Source organism: Chondromyces crocatus, assembly GCF_001189295.1.
Taxonomy (GTDB): domain Bacteria; phylum Myxococcota_A; class Polyangia; order Polyangiales; family Polyangiaceae; genus Chondromyces; species Chondromyces crocatus.
On sequence record NZ_CP012159.1, the window covers coordinates 1942264 to 1959871 of the forward strand.

Here is a 17608-nt window from a genome sequence, read left to right on the forward strand (position 1 = left end):
GGCACAAGGCTTCCGGGCCTGGCCAGCGCTTCGTGCGGAGTTACTGCGGAGGCTGCAAATCGCGCCGTGGAGAGGGCTTCAGCGGGGCGGGCGCCACCGGAGGCCGCGGCGTGGCGGGGGCGAGCGAGGGCTGTGGAGCGGCGGGGACGACCAGCGGCTGCTCGAAGATGTCGGGCAGCTCGTAGGGAGTGGGAGGGGGTTGCGGGCGCGCGCCGACGTCCTCTTGAAGCCACTCTGGCGGCTTGTCTACCGATGCACGGGAAGAGCCAGCGGCTGGCGCGTACGCTGCTCCCGAAGGCAGAGCCGCGCCCTCCCGTGCCTGTCCTGCGGGCATCGCATCCAGATCGATGACCTTGTCGTCGGCTGGTACATGCCCCGCGGACGGCGCTTCTTGTCCAGACGTGTCGGCGCCTCCTGCCAGCGAAGCGGGGCGTGATGAGCCACTGGCGAGGGGCCTGGCGCTCGAGAGTACGTCATCCGCATCCTGCGCTCCGGACGATGCGCCACCCTGCGCGGCGGACGCGATGGCCGCAGGAGCCAGCGACGCCCTTGAGGAAGCGCCTTCACCGGCCCCCACGAGGCTCGTCAGCTCTCCTCGATGGAGCGCCACGCCTCCCGCCCCGACCACGAGCAGCACACCCACCGCGAGCCCCCAGAGCACCGCCTGGAGCTTCTGCCGCGTGGCGCTACCGCCCCCTCCCGCATTCGGCGCAGGCAGTGTGGTGGCGTGGGTCGACCCCGTCGTCGGTGCGCCCAGGTTGAGCGTCGTGGCACCGGGCGGCGCTGCCACTCCTGGCGATCCTGGGACGGGCGGCGCCGACCTCCCTGGCGACGACCCCGGCGCGAGCGGCACACCCGCCACGGGGGCTGGCCATCCCTCCTGGAGCGCTGCGGGATGGCTGGGCCGTGTCACCACAGGCGGCATCGAGTTCCAGGAAGCCCTCGGCGGCTCCCCCGCGACCACGTGGAGCGCATCCAGCATCTCCTTCACCGACTGGAAGCGGTGCTCCCGCGCGCGCGCCAGCGCCTTCTCGAAGAAGGCCTCGATCGTCACCGGCAGCTCGGGCACGAGCCCCGTCGCCGGCGGCACCGGCTGCGTCAGGATGCTCGCGATGATGTGGCCAATCTGCTCCCCTGCAAACGGAAGCCTCCCGGTGAGCATGCGGAAGAGAATGATCGCCATCGACCACAGATCACTGCGGTGATCGACGTCGTTGTCCCCCCTGACCTGCTCGGGGCTCATGTAGAGCGGCGAACCGAGCACGTCTCCCGGGTTGGTCATCTCGAAGACCGAGATCCGCAGCGGCCCCCCCGCCCCCTGGTCGAGGACCTTGACGATGCCGAAATCGAGGACCTTGACGATCTCCTCGTCCTCGACGCGCGCCATGAAGATGTTTCCAGGCTTGAGATCGCGGTGGACGATGCCCACCTCGTGGGCCTTGCGGATCGCCTTGCCGACCTGCGTCAGCACCTGCACCGAAGGCTGTAACGCCAGCCGACCGACCCGCTGGAGCCGGGTGCTGAGATCCTCCCCTTCGAGCAGCTCCATGACCAGGTACGGCATGCCGCGATCGATGCCGTAATCGTGGACCTGCACCACATGAGGGCTCTTGAAGCTGGCCGCGATGCGCGCTTCCCGCTCGAACCGGCGCGCGAAGGTTGGGGACGCCGCCAGCGACGCATTCATGAACTTGATGGCGACCGTCGACGCGAGGTGAACGTGGCGAGCGACCCAGATGGCGCCCATCCCGCCCGCCGATAAAGGTCGCTCCAGACGGTACTTCCCGCCGACGACCGCCCCCGCTCCGATCTGCATGTCCCCGACCCTCCCAGGACCCCCTCTCGCGAGTGTAGGTGGTCGCCGCACGGGTGGAAATCATCAGGTGGGGCGAGCGAAGGAGAGCGGGAGAGGGCAGGGCGACCGTGAGGCGCGATGCAGTCTTGGACGAACGTCCCTCGCTTCCTCCAGTGCCTCAGCCGCTCTCTTCCGGCGCCTCCGTCTCCTCCGGCTCCTCATCCCCGAGCCGATCCAGCTCGGCCCACAGCGCATCCAGGTCCAGGCTCAGCCCTTCACACCCTGGCACCGCTTCCAGGCTCCCCGTGTCCGCGCCTGCGCCCGTGGCCCACGCATAGCGCCGATCCGACCCCAGCTCGTACACCTCCAGCGTCCTCATGGTGGGGTCGAGCAGCCAGTACCAGCGCACCCCGAACGCTGCGTACTCCCGCAGCTTCTCGATGCGATCGCGGTGCGCATCCCGCGGACTCGGAGAGACCACCTCGACGGCGATGTCGGGCGCCCGCCGCACCGGCCCGCGCCGTGGCGGAGGCCGTTGCCCGGGCAGCACCACGGAGACATCCGGCTTTCGCCCGAGCCCAGGCCGGAGCAGGTACTTCAGCTCCGAGCCCGCGACGAACCCCCCTCTCGGCGCCGCCCACGCTGCCAGCACACGGATCAGCCAGACGACAGCGCTCTCGTGGACCCAGTCCGGCACCTCTTCCTCCGCGAGCACGCCATCGACCAGCTCTCCGAGCTCGTCCTCGCGCATCTCGGCCCAGGCGCTGTCGCTCAGGGCAAGCTCAGGCGCTGTGAAGACGGGGGCGCGGGCGACCATGTCCGAAGGCTAGCACGCAAAAGCAGCCGGCCTGAAATCCCGTCCTTGCCGAGGGGTCCGATGGCCCGCTGGTCGAGCAAAGTGATTCAGACTCTGGCTCTGAATGAATGCGACGAGTTCCTCGATTCTCTTACGAGGTCCCCGACCCTCTGCCATTCGAGGATCAAGTCAGTAGTTCGACCATGATTTGCCGCGAAGTTTCTCCGCCAGGTCAGCGGCGTCGATCGGGGCGAGCTTTTCCACATCGAAGTATTGCTTGGGGGGCCGCATACCGCCCTTCGTCGTTTTCATGAAGTTGGTCTCGTGCAGCTGCCCGAGGAGGAAGAATCGATGGGGAGGCGATCCTGGTCGAAGCCTGTTTCGCTCGTCGATCGCGAGCGAGACGAGTTCAGCATCCGGTGTCCCTACGTTTCTCCAGAGGATCTTGGCGGGGCTGTCCTCGCCGACATCGATGACGGCCTCGATGACGGCCACCTGGCGGACCGACTTCATACGATACATGCCGAAGAACATCGCTCTCAAATGGGTGTATGCACCGCCCTTTGCCGGGCAGATGTAGACGTTCTCATCGATGATATCGTGAGGAAGATGGATCGCGAGACGTCACGTGAGTACGTGCGAGAAGGTGAATCAACCTCGGAGAAAGCATCAATCGCCAACCCCGCGCTCGCTCAAGCGATTGAGCCCGCACCCTCGCCAATTTTCGAGCGCCCGTAGCTCGCGAGGAAGCTCCTACGGACCGCGCCGGAGAGAGCAGCCCCCGCCTCTCTCCACCACCAACGTATGCCAGAGATGGGGGCTTGCGGCAAGCCCCGGTCCATGCCGCACATTGCTCGGCCACAACCGAGCACCGAGAGGTGCAGGAGGCTCGAATGCACGACGAATCCGCACGTGACGTGGCCGTGACGAAGCATGCCGTGGTGATTGCTGGAGGCGGCCCCACCGGCCTGATGCTGGCCGCCGAGCTCGCGCTGGCCCGCGTCGACGTCGCCATCGTCGAGCGACGCGCAACCCAGGACCTCGCCGGCTCGCGCGCTGGCGGCCTGCACGCCCGCACCATCGAGGTGCTCGATCAGCGCGGCGTCGCGGACCGCTTCCTCGCCGAGGGGAAGACCGCCCAGGTCGCCGCCTTCGCGACGACCCCGCTCGACATCAGCGACTTTCCGACCCGCCACAACTACGGCCTCGCCCTCTGGCAGAACCATTTCGAGCGCATCCTCGCCGCCTGGGTCGACGAGCTGGGCGTCCCGAACTACCGCGCCCGGGAAGTCACGGACTTCGAGCAGGACGACACCGGCGTCGACATCACCCTGTCCGATGGCCGCTCGCTCCGCGCGCAGTACCTCGTCGGCTGTGACGGCGGCCGCAGCTTGATCCGCAAGAAGGCCGGCATCGAGTTCCCGGGATGGGATCCCTCCGTCAGCTACCTGATCGCCGAGGCCGCGATGGCCAGCGAGCCGAAGCTGGGCATGCGCTGGGGCGACAAGGGCGTCTATGGCATCGGCAAGCTCGACGACGGCAAGCGCGTGCGCGTGGTCTGGGGCGAAGTGCAGGTCAAGCAAGGCGACGAGCCGACCCTGGACGAGCTGCGCGAAGCGCTCATCGCCGTCGACGGGACCGACTACGGCATCCACGACGTCACCTGGCTCTCGCGCTTCACCGACGCGACCCGGCAAGCGGCGTCTTACCGAAAGGGCCGCGTCCTCCTCGCTGGCGACGCGGCGCACGTGCACTCTCCGGCCAACGGGCAAGGCCTCAACCTCGGCGTCCAGGATGCCGTGAACCTCGGCTGGAAGCTGGCCCAGGTCGTCCAGGGCCTCTCCCCGGAGAGCCTCCTCGACACCTACCAGGCCGAGCGACACCCCATCGGCGCGCGCGTCCTCAAGCACACCATGGCAGCGACCGCGATCAACCGCGGCGACGAACGGACCCAGGCCCTGCGCGAGACCATGGCCGAGCTGTTGAAGATGGACGCGCCACGCAAGCGGTACGCCGGGATGATCTCGGGCCTGGACATCCACTACGACCTCGGCGCGGGACACCCCTTGCTCGGACGCCGCATGCCCGATCTCGAGGTGGTCACCGAGAGTGGCTCACGGCGGGTGTTCACCTTGCTGCATGAGGCTCGGCCCGTGCTGCTCGACCTCGGCGAGCCTGGCGCCCTCGATATCGGTCCCTGGGCAGACCGGGTTCGAAAGGTCGACGCGCGCTACGAGGGGGCGTGGGAGCTTCCGGTGCTCGGCGCGGTCGCGGCGCCCACGGCCGTGTTGGTCCGGCCTGATGGACACGTCGCCTGGGTCGGAGAGGGTACGGACCACGGGCTTCGTAGCGCGCTGACCACCTGGTTCGGAGTGCCGACAGCGCCGTAGCTCATTGAGCGGAGCGGCGTCCAGCCAACCTAAAGAGTTCCCGTCCCGAAACGACCCTTCTCGACATCAGAGACCTCAAAACTGCCGCGAAACAGGAGGTAGAAGTCTCGCGTCGAGGACTTTTGGGACGGGAACTAAAGAACGGTCGATGGAAGGGTCATGTGTCCATTGAACAACCGCTTGACGAGGCTGGAGAGAGTTCCTCCGCTTGGATGTTGATGTTGGGGTCGAAGACCAGATAGCGACGACGTGCTTCGTCGAGCTTCTTCCAGGACCACCAGTCGGGAACTTTGCGCCGACCCTGCGCCCACTCCCAACCCACAATCGGGCCATCAAAACCCAGATATTTGGCGATCACAGCAATCAGCAAGGTCTGGACGATCGCAAGCCGGTCCGCCAGTTCTTGGCATCTGGCTGTAGATTCCTTGGCCATGACAAACTGATGTGCCGCCGCGTTTCGTCGTTTTATTTCGCTGATGGCAACTTGCGGGATGTTCAACGCGAAGTGCTTCAAGGCGGTGAGTACACGGTCGGAGCTGGGAGCCTGGTGAGCGTTGAGCACCTTGCCCAGGAGTTTGCGTCCAGCATCCTCGTCGATGGCATGTTCGAGGATCTGGCTTTTATGTTCGTCAACGAAATGCTTCCAGGTCTTGGAATCCTTCACCAGCACATGCGTGTTGGCTGCCACTAGCTGCGAACAGAGCGCTTCAAGGCCGACCTGCACGAGCAGGTAGCTCGCGTGGATGTGGCTCGATAGGGAGTGGAGATAGGCCGCAATTCCAGTGAAGAGTGGAGAATCCTGTCTCTCGTCGTGCAAGTGTCTTGCGACGCGCTCGAAGAGCGAAGGGATCCAGATGTGCTCTTCGGGCGACTCGTCGTTGGTTGCGAGAAGCTCCGATGGCCCCGCGACGGGACAGCGCCTATTCCATTCTCCGCGCTGTCCACTTCCAAAATCCAATCCCGCCGCGCCTACAATCTGGCCATGCGTGTCAATCGCGGTGAGTCGGTGGACTTGTACGTGGCAACCCAGCACGAACTCCAATGCAAGGAGGTCCGTTCCGAGAATGTCATGGTCAAGTGGTCGACCATGGGTGTCGATGACCAATGTTACAGCATCGCCCTTGCGCTGGGTTACGAGGTAAAGGTCGTATTCTCCACGGAGCCGAAGGTGCTGTGAGGACCACCAGCCCTGGCCGTGCAGCACCAAGTTGGAGACGTTGAATTGTGCGCCTTCGAGCACGCCTATCCACATGCAGCTGGTGCCCTTTGGTTTCCATGTCCACGAGTCGAGGCGCAACGTGTGGGTGCTGTCGAGCGTCTTGTGCTCGAGGTCGAGCCTGGTTCCACGGGCTCGGATGTGAACGAACCGAGCCTCAACCACGTCGCCGGTCTCCAGTGCGAACTCAGCTCGCTGGTTCAGATCGCCGAACATACCGTTGAGCGCGTCGCACATGCCGACGGAACCTGCTCGAAGAACGAGGTTGAGTTCGTGTTCTTGAAATACCCATGCCCAGTCGCCGCCCTCCAAGGCGAGCTCACCCCACCGTCCGGAAACAGCATTCGGAAGCTGTGGAGTTGCGGGAACCAAGTGTCCCAGGCAGACGGCAAGCAGAACCTCTGCGCGTCTACCTTGCACAACCTCGGAGTCCGCGGAGTTCGGATCAAAAGGGAGAGGGTCTCTCATGCTCTCGATCTGCTTGAGTTCGCAGGATTTGTCGATGCTGCAAGAGATGCGGCATGGGTTCTCGGGAAAACTTCCCTCCGCCCTCTGGTACGTCCATCGGGAAGCCGGAAGCTATGCGTCGAGCGGACCCCTTGAATGAGTTGGGCGATGATTGTTCCGGCATGCGCGTAATACTCTTCGGGCTATGCGAGTGCAGGGCGCTTATCCCCAAAGAAGCTCCCCTCGCGCGCAAAGATCCCCAAAGAAGCCGAACTGAGTGAGTGCGTGTGGACACCCAGATAGGCATTGTGGGCTCATGGATTGGCTTTATTCTCGAACCGATGCGTGAGTCGTCGACCGTAAGGCACTACAGGCAGCGAGCTGACTCGTTCTATCGCGCAGTACAGCTTCTCGACCTCGACGAGACGTACGGCTCGGCTGTGGGCCTTCTTGCTGTGCACAGTGGTATTGCGCTGACGGACGCGGTCCTCGTTGCCGAAGAGGGCTTGAGAAGCAAGGCAGAGGATCATGGCGTGGCAGCGAGAGCGCTTGAAAAGCTATGCGCTGCAAGGCGGCTCGACGACCACGGTGTCAGACATCTCCGCGAGCTGATCGCGAGGAAGACGCGCTTCTCCTATGGCGAGGATGAAGTGCGCGGCGATGAGTTCAAATGGGCGAAGATGAAGATGGAGCAGTTCTTCAAGTGGGTGTACAGCACGTTCCCCGAGCTTGCTCGGGTCGAGGAGGCAACCGATGCGGGATCGAGTTGAGTTCCGAGCGAAGGAGCCTATCGCGCGCTGCTTGATTCGACGGCTCGTCGTGCCACGCATCTACTTCGATGCACCATGGCCGAAGGACGAGTCCCCCCTTTATGATGTGCTCGCCATCGATCGTGACGGCAACGGTGATGCGCACGTGGTCCAGGTTCGCAAGATGGCCGGTGATGCGCTTGCGGAGGTGCCCGCATTGCTCTCGGTTGGTGCGCCGTTCCGATGGATAGCCTTCCTGCAGGGGACTCAGGACGAGAAGGCGGCGCTCGCCCTCGTGTCGAAGGAGCTGTTGTACGCGAAGGGCTCGGCGGGGCGCGTCGGGGTCATCGAGATCGTCACGATGTCCGGTGGCGATCTCGGGGCGAATGTCGTTGTCACAGCGGAGCGCTTCCCGGGCTCCTTCTATGATCTGTCGACCGCGTTCTCTGGCTCGCACAAGGCTGACATTCAGTACTGAGTTCGTCATTCCGTCGGTCGTCGAGAGGACCAGCGACAACGCGGCCACCTGAATGCCAAGGACCGTCCCCGTGGCGAAGCGTGCTCGTGGAGTGCCGAGGCTTTTCTGCGCCTCATCTCACTGAAAGTTGCCTCGCGCATTCTCACGCCTGTGCGCGTCTGGACTCAGGCAGTGGACGCACCGACGAAGGACACCTTCGCGTGGTTACATTAGCTGGGATGGGGTCGTGCTGCGGGAGGGCGATGAGCCCCACAAGGCGACGATAAATTTCTCTTGGTCGTGCTGGGAACCACGACCAGAAACGACGAAGCCCCGGTCTCTCGACCAGGGCTTCAGCGTGAACTTCGTAGGCTTGGTTGCGCGGGCAGGATTTGAACCTACGACCTTCGGGTTATGAGCCCGACGAGCTACCAGGCTGCTCCACCGCGCGACGCCAATCTAGCGACGGCCCTCTTTCTGTCAAGCGCACGGGTCACGATTCCTTCGACTTCGTGCATGCCGTCGTCACGCCATCGAAACGGCCACGCATCGAGGCCACAAACGCCGAAGGCCCCGACATCGCGGGGCCTCCAGGGAAGTGCCAGCTTCATGAACTGGCTTTGGTTGCGCGGGCAGGATTTGAACCTACGACCTTCGGGTTATGAGCCCGACGAGCTACCAGGCTGCTCCACCGCGCAGGGCGGAAACTAGTCACATCCCCCGTACAGTCAAGCGCTTTGTCGGTGCATCGATCGACCTCGCGCAGAACATCGGTCCGTCGCGTACGGCGACCGCCTCGCTCTCTTCGCGCGCACTGGTTCTTCGCACGCGGAGCACCGGTCCATCACGCAGGTCGGACCGTCTGGGCGTCGGGCGAACTGGGCTGGCTGGCATGACCTGACCCGACCTGCGTGAACTGCCCCGGCCCGCGCGAACGACCCCGGCTGCGTAAACGACCCCGGGCCGCGTAAACGACCCCGGGCCGCGTGAACGACTCCGGTCCGCATGGCCCGACCCGGCCCGCAGGAACGCTCCTCCACTCCTCTCCTCCAACCTCCACGACCTGCGCCTGGACTGCACCCGACCCGCACGCATCCGACCGGCCACCTTGGAGCGATGTCCGTCCCCGCGGGCCGTCTACCCTCAGATTGTGCGGCAGGGACCCGCTAGCCCGACGGAGCGAGCGAAAACTGCTCAGTCGAGCTGGTCGGACGGTTCGACGCTTCAGCTGAGCCATTCAGTCGAGCTGGTCGGGTCGAGCTGGTCAGGTCGAGCTGTCGAGTCGAGCTGCTCGGGCGGCTCGGCGCCTCATCCGAGCCATTCCGTCGAGCGGGGTGGGTCGCGCGGGTCGGGTCGACCTGCTCGGGTGGCTCAGTCGAGCCAGGCGGGCAGCAGCGGCGACGGCGCCCCGGAGGACACCACCCACAGCTGGTGCGCCGCGCGCGTCGCCCCGATGTGCAGCAGGTGCCGTGACTCATCGTCGGCCGGATACGTCGCCGCGTTCACGTCGAGCAGCACCACGTAGTCGTACTCCAGGCCCTTCACCTGCCGGATCTCCGTCACCTCCACCCCCGGGCGGAACGCGAACTCGTACGACCGGATCCGCCGCAGGTGCGGGATCTCCGCCATCCGCAGCGCCTCGTAGTACACGTCGGCTTGCTCCGGGTGCCGCGACAGGATGGCCAGCGTCGCCCGCGGCTCGCGCTGGATCAGCGGCCGGATCGCATCCGCGAGGAACGCCGCGGCAGCTCCCTGGCTGGGGAAGTGGTGGTGCTCCACCGGAGCACCGGACCGGGGCGCCACGGGCGGCGTCGGATCGGCCAGCGGCCCGAGCACCGCGCGCGCGAACTCCATCACCTCGCGGGTCGAACGGTAGGCGATGCGCAGGGGCTCCACCTCCACGCGCGACAGCCCCAGCTCGTCGAGCGTCTGCCGCCAGTCGCGGAAGCCCGAGTCCATGAACAAGCGCTGCGCCGTGTCGCCGGCCAGCGTGATGCTGCGCGGCTGGTTGACCACGTGCATCAGCACCGACAGGTCCACGGGCGCGAGGTCCTGCGCCTCGTCGACGAACAGGTGCTCGTAGAGCAGCGGTTGCTTGCCCTTCTTCAGCTCTCCGCGCAGGAGCTGGTAGGCGCGCAGCAGCAGCGAGTCGTCCTCCACGTCGAGCGTGGCGCGCTCGTCGCGGTCGGAGGCATCCTGGCCGTCCACGCCCTGGCGGCGCTTGTGCTCCTCTTCGCTGTACTCGGGCTCGTCGGCGGAGGCGGCCTTGCGCTCGGTGCGATCGCCGGGGTCGAGGTCGAGCACGGCGGGGCAGCGGTCGGCGCACCAGCGCCAGGCGCGCTTCACCTGGTCCATGGGGAACTCGGGGTCGTTCGCGGCCTCGAAGGCGGCGAGCACGCGGTCCTTGTCGCTCAGCACGTCGGCCCAGAAGTAGAGCACGCCGCGCACGTCGCGCCGGATCGTCCCGTCCTCGAGCACCTCCTTCGCGCGTCGCTCGAAGAGGCCGAGCATCGCGGGGTGCGTCTTGTAGCGGGTGACCACGCTGGGGGTGTTCTCTTCGACGGGCGCCTCCAGCCACGGGAACGTCTTGATGCGCACCGAGCGTGCCCACTCGGCGTAGGTCTCGACGGCGATGCCGGGCAGGCCGAGGGCGGGGAGCACCTCGCTGATGTACGCGCGGAGGGCGGGGCTGCCGACGACGACCAGCATCTTGTCGGCGGTGAAGCGGCGCCCGCCGTTGTAGGCGAGGAACGCCATGCGGTGCACGCCGATGGTGGTCTTGCCGCTACCGGCGCCGCCCTGGATGACCACGATGCCGGTGTCGGGCTTGGAGATCAGCTCGAACTGACGCGGATCGAGGAGCGCGGCAATCTCGGGCAGGTGCCGGTCTTCGCGCGCGTGGAATGCGGCGCCCGTGCCCAGGGCGCCTGCGCGGCCGGCCATCTCGCGCATGTCTTCCGGGCGGATGGCGACGCCCTGGCCGCCGGCGAGGGACGCGGCGCGGACGTCGAGCGAGCGCCATGCCCCGCTCATACCGCGCACGAACGTGCCCTGCGGTGCGGAGATCCGGAGCAGCTCGGACTCGTCGATGGTGACGGTGCGGCGGGCGAGGATCGTCCCCTCCACATCGCGCTCGCCGAAGGTCTCCTCGTAGTCGGTGCCCTCTTCGTAGCGGTAGTAGATCTGGCTGACCGGCGCGTGCCGCCAGTCGACGATGCGCACACCGGCCTTCGCGTCCACGTGCGTGGTCTTGCCGATGAGCACGTCGCGGTCGGGCCTGCCCTTCTCGCGCAGCCGGAGGTGACCGAAATACGGTGACTTCGGATCCACCGGCTCGACGACGTGCGCGTTGCGCTGCGCCGCGATCCCGGTGACGCGCTCCATCTGCTGCACCAGGGCCGGCACGTCCTCGAGGCGCGCCGAGGCGATCTGGTCGCGCAAGGACAGGAGCTGCTCGTCGTAGTCGGACTTCGGTGCCGGCTTGGGCGGCGGGAGGGTGGCGAGGTGTGCCTTCACCCGGCTGAGGAGGGCTTCTTCCTCCTGCACGATCTTCGCCGCGTCCTCGTCGAGGGAGGCGGTGTTGCCAGGCTGGGGGGGGTCGAGGGGAGCTTGGAGATCGTTCGCGTTCACGTGGGTGTTTCGGTGAGGAATGCTGGGCAGAGCCGCTGCAAGCGCCGGTTCTTACCGACAGGGGCCGGACCTCATGGCTGATTCGGCGTCACAAGGCAACAAGAGGCGACACCCCGCCCCGTTCCGTCTGCACCCTCGTCACGTCCAAGCAAAACCTGCGCCTCGTGGCTTCTCCAGGTCTCTCACCACCCATCCGGCGGGGGCGTGCAACTGTCGCGCTCTCGGGTTGGCTTGCCCCCTGCTAGGAACCAACACGCCGCACGGAGCGGCAGGCCGCCGCCCTCGACGCGCGGTGCGCGCGGTCACCGAGCGCACCGGCCGGAACTCGCCGGGCGCCGGAGTCTTTCTGGAGGAGCGCCATCCATGTTTGACGCCACGACATCCGCCAGAGCCATCCCGACCCCGACGTTGCGACCCGCTGCGGTCCCGGTGCAACGGGTCGCGGTCAGCGCACCCATGCGCGTTTCGTTCGCAGGGGGGGGAACGGACCTGCCTCACGTCGCGCGCCGCACGGGCGGACGCGTGGTGGGTAGCGCCGTGAGCCTCCGCACCACGGCCGTCGTGGAGCCCTTCGACGCGGGCTGGGTGCGCCTGGCCGCGCCCGGAGGAGGTGTGCTCAGGCGTAGCGGTGATCCGCCGCGACATGATCAGTCTCTGCGCTTGCTGGAGGCAGCGCTCGCCGTCACCGGCGTCGGCGATGGGGTGTCCCTCGAAATCGACACCGATGTCGAACCGGGTGCAGGTCTGGGTGGGAGCGCCGCCGCCACGGTCGCAGCGCTGCTCGCGCTGAGGGCCGCCATCGGGGAGACGCCCACGCCTGCCGACCTGGCGCGTGAGGCTGCATTCCTGGAGCGGGGACGGCTCCGGATTCCGGGCGGCGACCAGGACCCGATCTTCGCGGCGCACGGGGGTGTGCTGGATTTGACCTTCGATGGGCAAGGCTGCTCCGGTGTGCGCGCGATCGGCGGGCACGACGGGCGCGCCGAAGCAGTCCTCGCCGAGCTTCAGGCGGGGCTCCTCCTCGTGGACACCGGCGTGCGTCGGGTCTCCGGGGAGGTGCTCCGGCGCCGAGCGACGCCGGATCCGCGGGTGACCTGGTCGCTCCTGTCGGCCGCGGGCCAGGTGGCGCGCGGGCTCGCGCAAGGCTCCCTGGAGCAAGTGGTCGAGGGCATGCGGCTGAGCGCCGAAGCCAAGGCGAAGGCCGCTCCTTCCGCGAGCGTCGCCGGTCTGGAGATCGCCGAGGAAGTGAACGGTCTCGGTGCCGAGGTGGTGCGCGTGTGCGGCGCCGGCGGTGGCGGCCACGTGCTCGTGTGGGCGCCGCCGGAGCGCCACGCCGATCTCTTGCCGAAGCTGTCCCGCTGGACGGTGCGGCAACCCTCCCTCGACGCACCCGGCGCACGGATCGAGGAGAGCTGAGGCGCGTCGCGGTGGCGTGACGCGCGGCGAACCATCGCCTAGGGTCGCGCCCATGCGAGGACGTGCGCCGCTGTCGACGACCCTGCCCCCTCTGGCAGCGCTTTCCACCGTGGCCTCCCTGCTGGCCACGGGCTGCGTCTCCCCCGAAACGACCGCGACCACCTGCGCCGACGTGCGCGTCGAGCAGCCCATCCTGCTCCTGGAGAGCGACCTGCGGACCACCAGCGGCCTCGGTCGCATCGATGGCGAAGGCTGCATGACCGAGACCGCTGGCGGGCTCGCGCTGAGCGGGGACACCACCCTCTCCTCGTCGTCACGGCAGCTCTTCGTGCTCGATCGCTCCGCGGGTCTCGTCCACCGCGTAACTGCCGAGACCACGCAGCTCGACGAGACCTTTCGCGCCTTCGACGACACCGAGGGCCGCGCCAACCCGCAGGACGTCGCCGTCGACGCCGAGGGACGGCTCTGGGTGACGCGCTTCGACCATCCCTCGGTGGTGGTCCTCGATCGCCGCGGCGCGATCAGCGCGCGGGTGGACCTCGAACCCTACGCCGACGCCGACGGCAACCCCGAGGCGGCCGCGATCCACATCGCCGACGGCACAGCCCACGTGGCACTGGAGAAGCTCGACGCGAAGGCGACCGACGCCATCTACCCGCCCACCGGCCCTGGCGTGGTGCTGGCCATCCCGACCCGTCTCGACGGCGCAATCACACCCATCGAGCTTGCCGGTCGCAACCCCTTCGGCCGCTTCGTCGAGGCCCTCTGGGACCCGAAGCTCCTCGCCATCGCCACCCCCGGCGACTTCGGCGAGCTGACCGCGGGCGATGGCATCGACCTCATCGACACCGCCGAAGGAAAGGCACGCCAGATCATCTCGGAAGTCGCCCTCGGCGGCTCTGCCACCGACGTCGCCCTGGTCGGCCCGAACGAGGCCTACGCGCTCGTCGCCGGCCCCGAGGACGGCGTGAACCCCACCCGCGTCGTCGCCTTCGACCCCGAGCGCGGCGAGGTCACCCGCGTGCTGGCGAAGGCCGAGGGCTACTACCACTGGGGCCTCTTGATCGTGGGCGACCTGCTGGTCGTCGGCGACAGGACGCCAGGCCGCGCGCGGGTCGTCTTCTTCGACCGGAGCACCGGCAGCGAAGCGGGCGAGATCATCGCGCAGCGCCTCTCCCCCGTCTCCTTCGCGCTCCTGCCGTGAGAACAGCGGTCGACGGGACGACCGGCGGCTGACGCCTCCGAGAGGGCGCGCGTCAGGCGCTGAGGCGCGCGTCAGGTGCTGAGGCGCGCGTCAGGCGCTGAGGCGCTCGTCGGGCTCTGCGAGGAACTCCAGGATGGCCGCGACGGCGGCCTCGGGCGCCTCGATCGGGAAGAAGTGCCCCGCCTCCGGCAGCAGCACCACGCGGCCGTGCGGCAGCACCTCGGCGAGCAGTGTCGCGTTTCCTGGCGGCATCACCAGGTCCAGCGCGCCCGACAGGAGGAGGGTCTTGGCCTGCACCTCGCGCAGGTGCGGCTCGAAGCTCGCCTTCTCGTCGAACAAGGCCAGGCCGATGGCGAGCTGCGCCCGGTACGCCGTCGGGTCCACCGGGTGCGTGACCCGGCGCTGCATCCACGCCGCGATGAGCGCGGGGTTCGCCTCGACGAACCCGGGCGCACAGCTCACGGCGAGCCCACGGCGGAACCGCTCCGCTGGATCCACGCCCACGTCGGTGAGCACCGCCAGCGCCTCGGGGGAGATCGGCACATGCCGCGGACCTCCGAAGTGCGTGGCGCTGAGGATCAGCCGATCGATCCGCTCGGGCCACGTGATCGCCAGCGCCTGGGCCACGAAGCCGCCCATGGAGTGACCGAGCACGTGCGCGCGCCCGAGCCCGAGCCCCTCGATCAGCGAGGCCGTGTCCCGCGCGAGCTGCTCGGCGCTGTACGGACCCGGAGGCGCATCCGACCCCCCGACCCCGCGGTTGTCGAAGGTGATCACGCGGTGATGCCGCGAAAGACCCGGCACCATCCGGTGCCACGTCCACCGGTCGTACCCGAGGCCGGCGACGAGCACGAGCGGCGCACCCTCTCCATGAACCTCGTACTCCAGCCGGATCCCTTCCGGCGTGCAGAACACCGCCATGGCGGCAGAGCATGCCCGAAGCCCCGCCCCCGAGGCCAGCCGAAGCGAAGGAGGCCCTTCACGTCAGCCGAAGCGAAGGACGCCTTCACGCCAACCGACACGAACGAAGGAACGTCGCCTTCATGCCCGCTCGACGCGCTTCGTCTCAGGACCAGGACGGCTGCTGCATCCCGCGGAGCGCGGCCCCGGCAGCGAGCCCACCGGCCGTGTACCAGGCGACGGCCATCGCCTTCGTCGCCGGCGTCGCCTGGCTCGGCTTGCGCCCGAGCCCCATGCGAGGCGGCAGCATCACCGCGCCGAACCCCGCCAGGAGTCCCAGCACGAGCCCCCGACCCGGCGCCCGACGACTCGCCCCCACCCCGGCGAGCGCGAAGTACAGCGCGTTCGACACGAGATCGCCGGCGAGCGCCACCTTCTGCAGCGATCGCTTCCGTGGCGGCGCGAGCCCCACCTGGCGCAACGTCTTCGCGATGAAGCGGCGGCCCACCACATCCATCCGCGGCGCGTTCGGCGTCAGCTCGCGTGCGACCTGATGCACGGCGGTCAGCACCGCCGCCCCGATCAACCCACTGCCGAGCGCGCTCAGAAGTCGGAACTGTCGTGTGGTCACGAAGAGCACCTCCGCTGCCCCGCATCGGCAAGCCTCATGCCCCCGACGGGTGCTCCCGATCTTCCCGGAGATCAGCGAAGCGCAGCCGCACGGATGACCCTGGTGCCACGTCGCGACAGCGCGCTACCTGGACGACGGAGGGAGCGCCGCCGTGGTGCGCAACCGCCGACGTCGCTCTCCTCGCTCCAGTGCCAGCTCGATGAGGCGCCGCACCAGCTCCCGCGGCGAGATCCCGCTCGCCTCCCACAGCTTCGGGTACATCGAGATCGCCGTGAACCCGGGCAGCGTGTTGATCTCGTTCACGTAGATCCGCCGGTCGGCGGACATCAGAAAATCCACCCGCGCGAGGCCCGAGGCCTCCAGCGCGCGGAACACCCGGAGCGAGAGCGTCTGCACCGTGCTCAGCTCCGCTGGATCCAGGTCCGCCGGGATCTTGATCGTGGCTCCCCGCTCGTCGATGTACTTGGCTGCATACGAGTAGAACCCGTCGGCGTGATCGATCACGATCTCCCCCGGGATGGACGCGACGGGCTCCTCGTCCCCGAGCACCGCGCACTCGATCTCCCGCGCGTCGGGCAAGCCCTGCTCGCACACGACCTTCAGGTCGAACTCGAAGGCATGATCCACCGCGGCCTCCACCTCCGCCGGGTCGCTCACGCGCCGGATCCCCACCGAGGAGCCGAGGTTCGCGGGCTTGACGAAGATCGGCGCCGACGCGCTCGGTTCACCTCCCTCGGCCAGCGCGCAGATGCGCTCGATCCAGCCTGCCCTGTCGCGTTCCCAGCCCTGCTTGCGCACCGTGAAGTGAGGCAGCACGGGCAGCTCCGCCTCGCGCAGGAGCCGCTTCATCACATCCTTGTCCATCCCCACCGCGGAGCCGAGCACGCCCGAGCCCACGTACGGCACGCCGGTCAGTTCGAGCAGCCCCTGGACGCTGCCGTCCTCTCCTTGCGTCCCGTGCAGCACGGGGAAGACGACATCGATCGGTTCGGCGTCACCGCCCGTGTGCTCGACGGCCTTCAGCAGCGTCTCGCCTTGCTCGCTCGGGTGCGTGGCGAGCGCGACTTCGGGCATGGCCTCGTTGAGGCGCGCGAGCCTGGGATCGCGGTTCTCGCCGAGCAGCAGGGCCTCCTCCTGGCGCAGCCAGCGGCCTTCCTTGTCGATGCCGATCAGCACGGGCTCGAAGCGCTCCCGGTCCAGCGCCTCGGCGACGAAGCGCGCGGAGAGAAGCGAGATCTCGTGCTCGGCGGAGCGCCCTCCGAAGAGCACGGCGACGCGGAGCTTGCGCGGGTTCCCCTGCATGGCGCGGAAGGTAGCGTGGGGGGCGGTGCGGAGGCGAACAAGCGGCGCCGGTTGTGCCGACGACCGGACTTCCTGGGTGTCTCGGCGTGCGGGCAGGGCATCGGGGTCGCTGGGGGCGGTGCGGGGGGAAGGGGCGTCGGGAGAGAAGAGAGGTTGGCGAGGTGTCGACGAGGAGGGGACGGCGGCGTGGGCTTGGCGGAAGCAGCGCTGGCGAAGCGGGGCCGAGAGGAGAGGTGACCGGGAGCGCCGAGGGAAGCGCTCGGGAGCGCGGAGAGGCGTCGGCGGGAAGGGTCAGGGGAGGGGTCAGGAGGGGTTGGGGAGGTGTTCGGGGCTGTTTTGGGAGGTGTTCGGGGCTGTTTTGGGAGGTGTTCGGGGCTGTTGTCGAAGTGCACGGGCGCGGTTTGGGAACTACCCAGGAGCGGCTTGGGAAGTGCACGGGAGCGGTTTGGGAAGTGCCCAGGAGTGCTTGGGGAACTACCCAGGAGGGCTTGGGGAACTACCCAGGAGGGCTTTGGGAACTACCCAGGAGCGGTTTGGGAAGTGCACGGGAGTGCTCTGGGAACTACCCAGGAGCGGTTTGGGAAGTGCACGGGAGTGCTCTGGGAACTACCCAGGAGTGCTCTGGGAACTACCCAGGACCGTCGCAGAAGTGCACGGGTCCGTCGCATGGGTGTC

Annotated in this window: 13 protein-coding genes and 2 tRNA genes; 5 read left to right on the forward strand and 10 right to left on the reverse strand. The window is 67.7% G+C overall.

The features are described 5' to 3' along the window. Positions 1-40 precede the first annotated feature (40 nt). The 3 genes from CMC5_RS07235 to CMC5_RS07245 form a co-directional block, all read right to left on the reverse strand. Positions 41-1816: a serine/threonine-protein kinase gene (locus tag CMC5_RS07235; RefSeq protein WP_082362302.1), complete on the reverse strand. Its 1776-nt coding sequence runs from the start codon at positions 1814-1816 to the stop codon at positions 41-43. 157 nt (positions 1817-1973) lie between these two features. Continuing rightward, positions 1974-2612 carry a Uma2 family endonuclease gene (locus tag CMC5_RS07240; protein ID WP_050429720.1) on the reverse strand — a complete coding sequence of 213 codons (639 nt, stop codon included), beginning with the start codon at positions 2610-2612 and terminating at the stop codon, positions 1974-1976. 168 nt (positions 2613-2780) lie between these two features. Continuing rightward, positions 2781-3125: a hypothetical protein gene (locus CMC5_RS07245; protein ID WP_050429721.1), complete on the reverse strand. Its 345-nt coding sequence runs from the start codon at positions 3123-3125 to the stop codon at positions 2781-2783. 359 nt (positions 3126-3484) lie between these two features. On the opposite strand from CMC5_RS07245, the gene CMC5_RS07250 reads away from it, so the two are divergent. Beyond that, complete coding sequence (locus tag CMC5_RS07250) at positions 3485-4981, forward strand: FAD-dependent monooxygenase (protein ID WP_050429722.1); 1497 nt, start codon at positions 3485-3487, stop codon at positions 4979-4981. A gap of 157 nt (positions 4982-5138) precedes the next feature. Here CMC5_RS07250 and CMC5_RS07255 read toward each other — a convergent pair whose 3' ends face one another. Further along, positions 5139-6509: a hypothetical protein gene (locus tag CMC5_RS07255; protein WP_156338309.1), complete on the reverse strand. Its 1371-nt coding sequence runs from the start codon at positions 6507-6509 to the stop codon at positions 5139-5141. 422 nt (positions 6510-6931) lie between these two features. Between CMC5_RS07255 and CMC5_RS07260 the strand changes: the two genes are divergently transcribed. Together CMC5_RS07260 and CMC5_RS07265 are read left to right on the forward strand one after the other, a co-directional pair. Then, positions 6932-7414, forward strand: a complete 483-nt coding sequence (locus tag CMC5_RS07260; protein ID WP_050429724.1) for a hypothetical protein — start codon at positions 6932-6934, stop codon at positions 7412-7414. Continuing rightward, positions 7398-7871, forward strand: coding sequence for a hypothetical protein (locus CMC5_RS07265; RefSeq protein ID WP_156338311.1), 474 nt, complete (start codon positions 7398-7400; stop codon positions 7869-7871). The genes CMC5_RS07260 and CMC5_RS07265 overlap by 17 nt, the downstream gene beginning before the upstream one ends. 353 nt (positions 7872-8224) lie before the next feature. Here CMC5_RS07265 and CMC5_RS07270 read toward each other — a convergent pair. The 3 genes from CMC5_RS07270 to CMC5_RS07280 all read right to left on the reverse strand — a co-directional run bounded on the left by CMC5_RS07270 (position 8225) and on the right by CMC5_RS07280 (position 11480). After that, positions 8225-8301, reverse strand: a tRNA-Met gene (locus CMC5_RS07270). Between the two features lie 170 nt (positions 8302-8471). Then, positions 8472-8548 (reverse strand) — tRNA-Met (locus CMC5_RS07275). A gap of 673 nt (positions 8549-9221) precedes the next feature. Beyond that, positions 9222-11480 carry an ATP-binding domain-containing protein gene (locus tag CMC5_RS07280; protein WP_156338313.1) on the reverse strand — a complete coding sequence of 753 codons (2259 nt, stop codon included), beginning with the start codon at positions 11478-11480 and terminating at the stop codon, positions 9222-9224. 537 nt (positions 11481-12017) lie between these two features. Between CMC5_RS07280 and CMC5_RS48365 the strand changes: the two genes are divergently transcribed. Both CMC5_RS48365 and CMC5_RS07290 read left to right on the forward strand, forming a co-directional pair. Then, on the forward strand, positions 12018-12896 hold the full coding sequence (locus tag CMC5_RS48365) for a GHMP family kinase ATP-binding protein (RefSeq protein WP_281180836.1): 879 nt from the start codon (positions 12018-12020) through the stop codon (positions 12894-12896). Between the two features lie 52 nt (positions 12897-12948). Continuing rightward, entirely contained in the window at positions 12949-14100 is a 1152-nt protein-coding gene (locus CMC5_RS07290; RefSeq protein WP_050429726.1) for an SMP-30/gluconolactonase/LRE family protein, read from the forward strand. 90 nt (positions 14101-14190) lie between these two features. Here CMC5_RS07290 and CMC5_RS07295 read toward each other — a convergent pair whose 3' ends face one another. The 3 genes from CMC5_RS07295 to CMC5_RS07305 form a co-directional block, all read right to left on the reverse strand. After that, a complete protein-coding gene (locus CMC5_RS07295) occupies positions 14191-15021 on the reverse strand; it encodes an alpha/beta fold hydrolase (protein ID WP_050429727.1) in 831 nt (276 codons plus the stop codon). Positions 15022-15166: 145 nt separating this feature from the next. Then, positions 15167-15631: a hypothetical protein gene (locus tag CMC5_RS07300; protein WP_050435763.1), complete on the reverse strand. Its 465-nt coding sequence runs from the start codon at positions 15629-15631 to the stop codon at positions 15167-15169. A gap of 123 nt (positions 15632-15754) precedes the next feature. Continuing rightward, on the reverse strand, positions 15755-16933 hold the full coding sequence (locus CMC5_RS07305; protein ID WP_050429728.1) for a D-alanine--D-alanine ligase family protein: 1179 nt from the start codon (positions 16931-16933) through the stop codon (positions 15755-15757). Between the last annotated feature and the right edge of the window lie 675 nt (positions 16934-17608).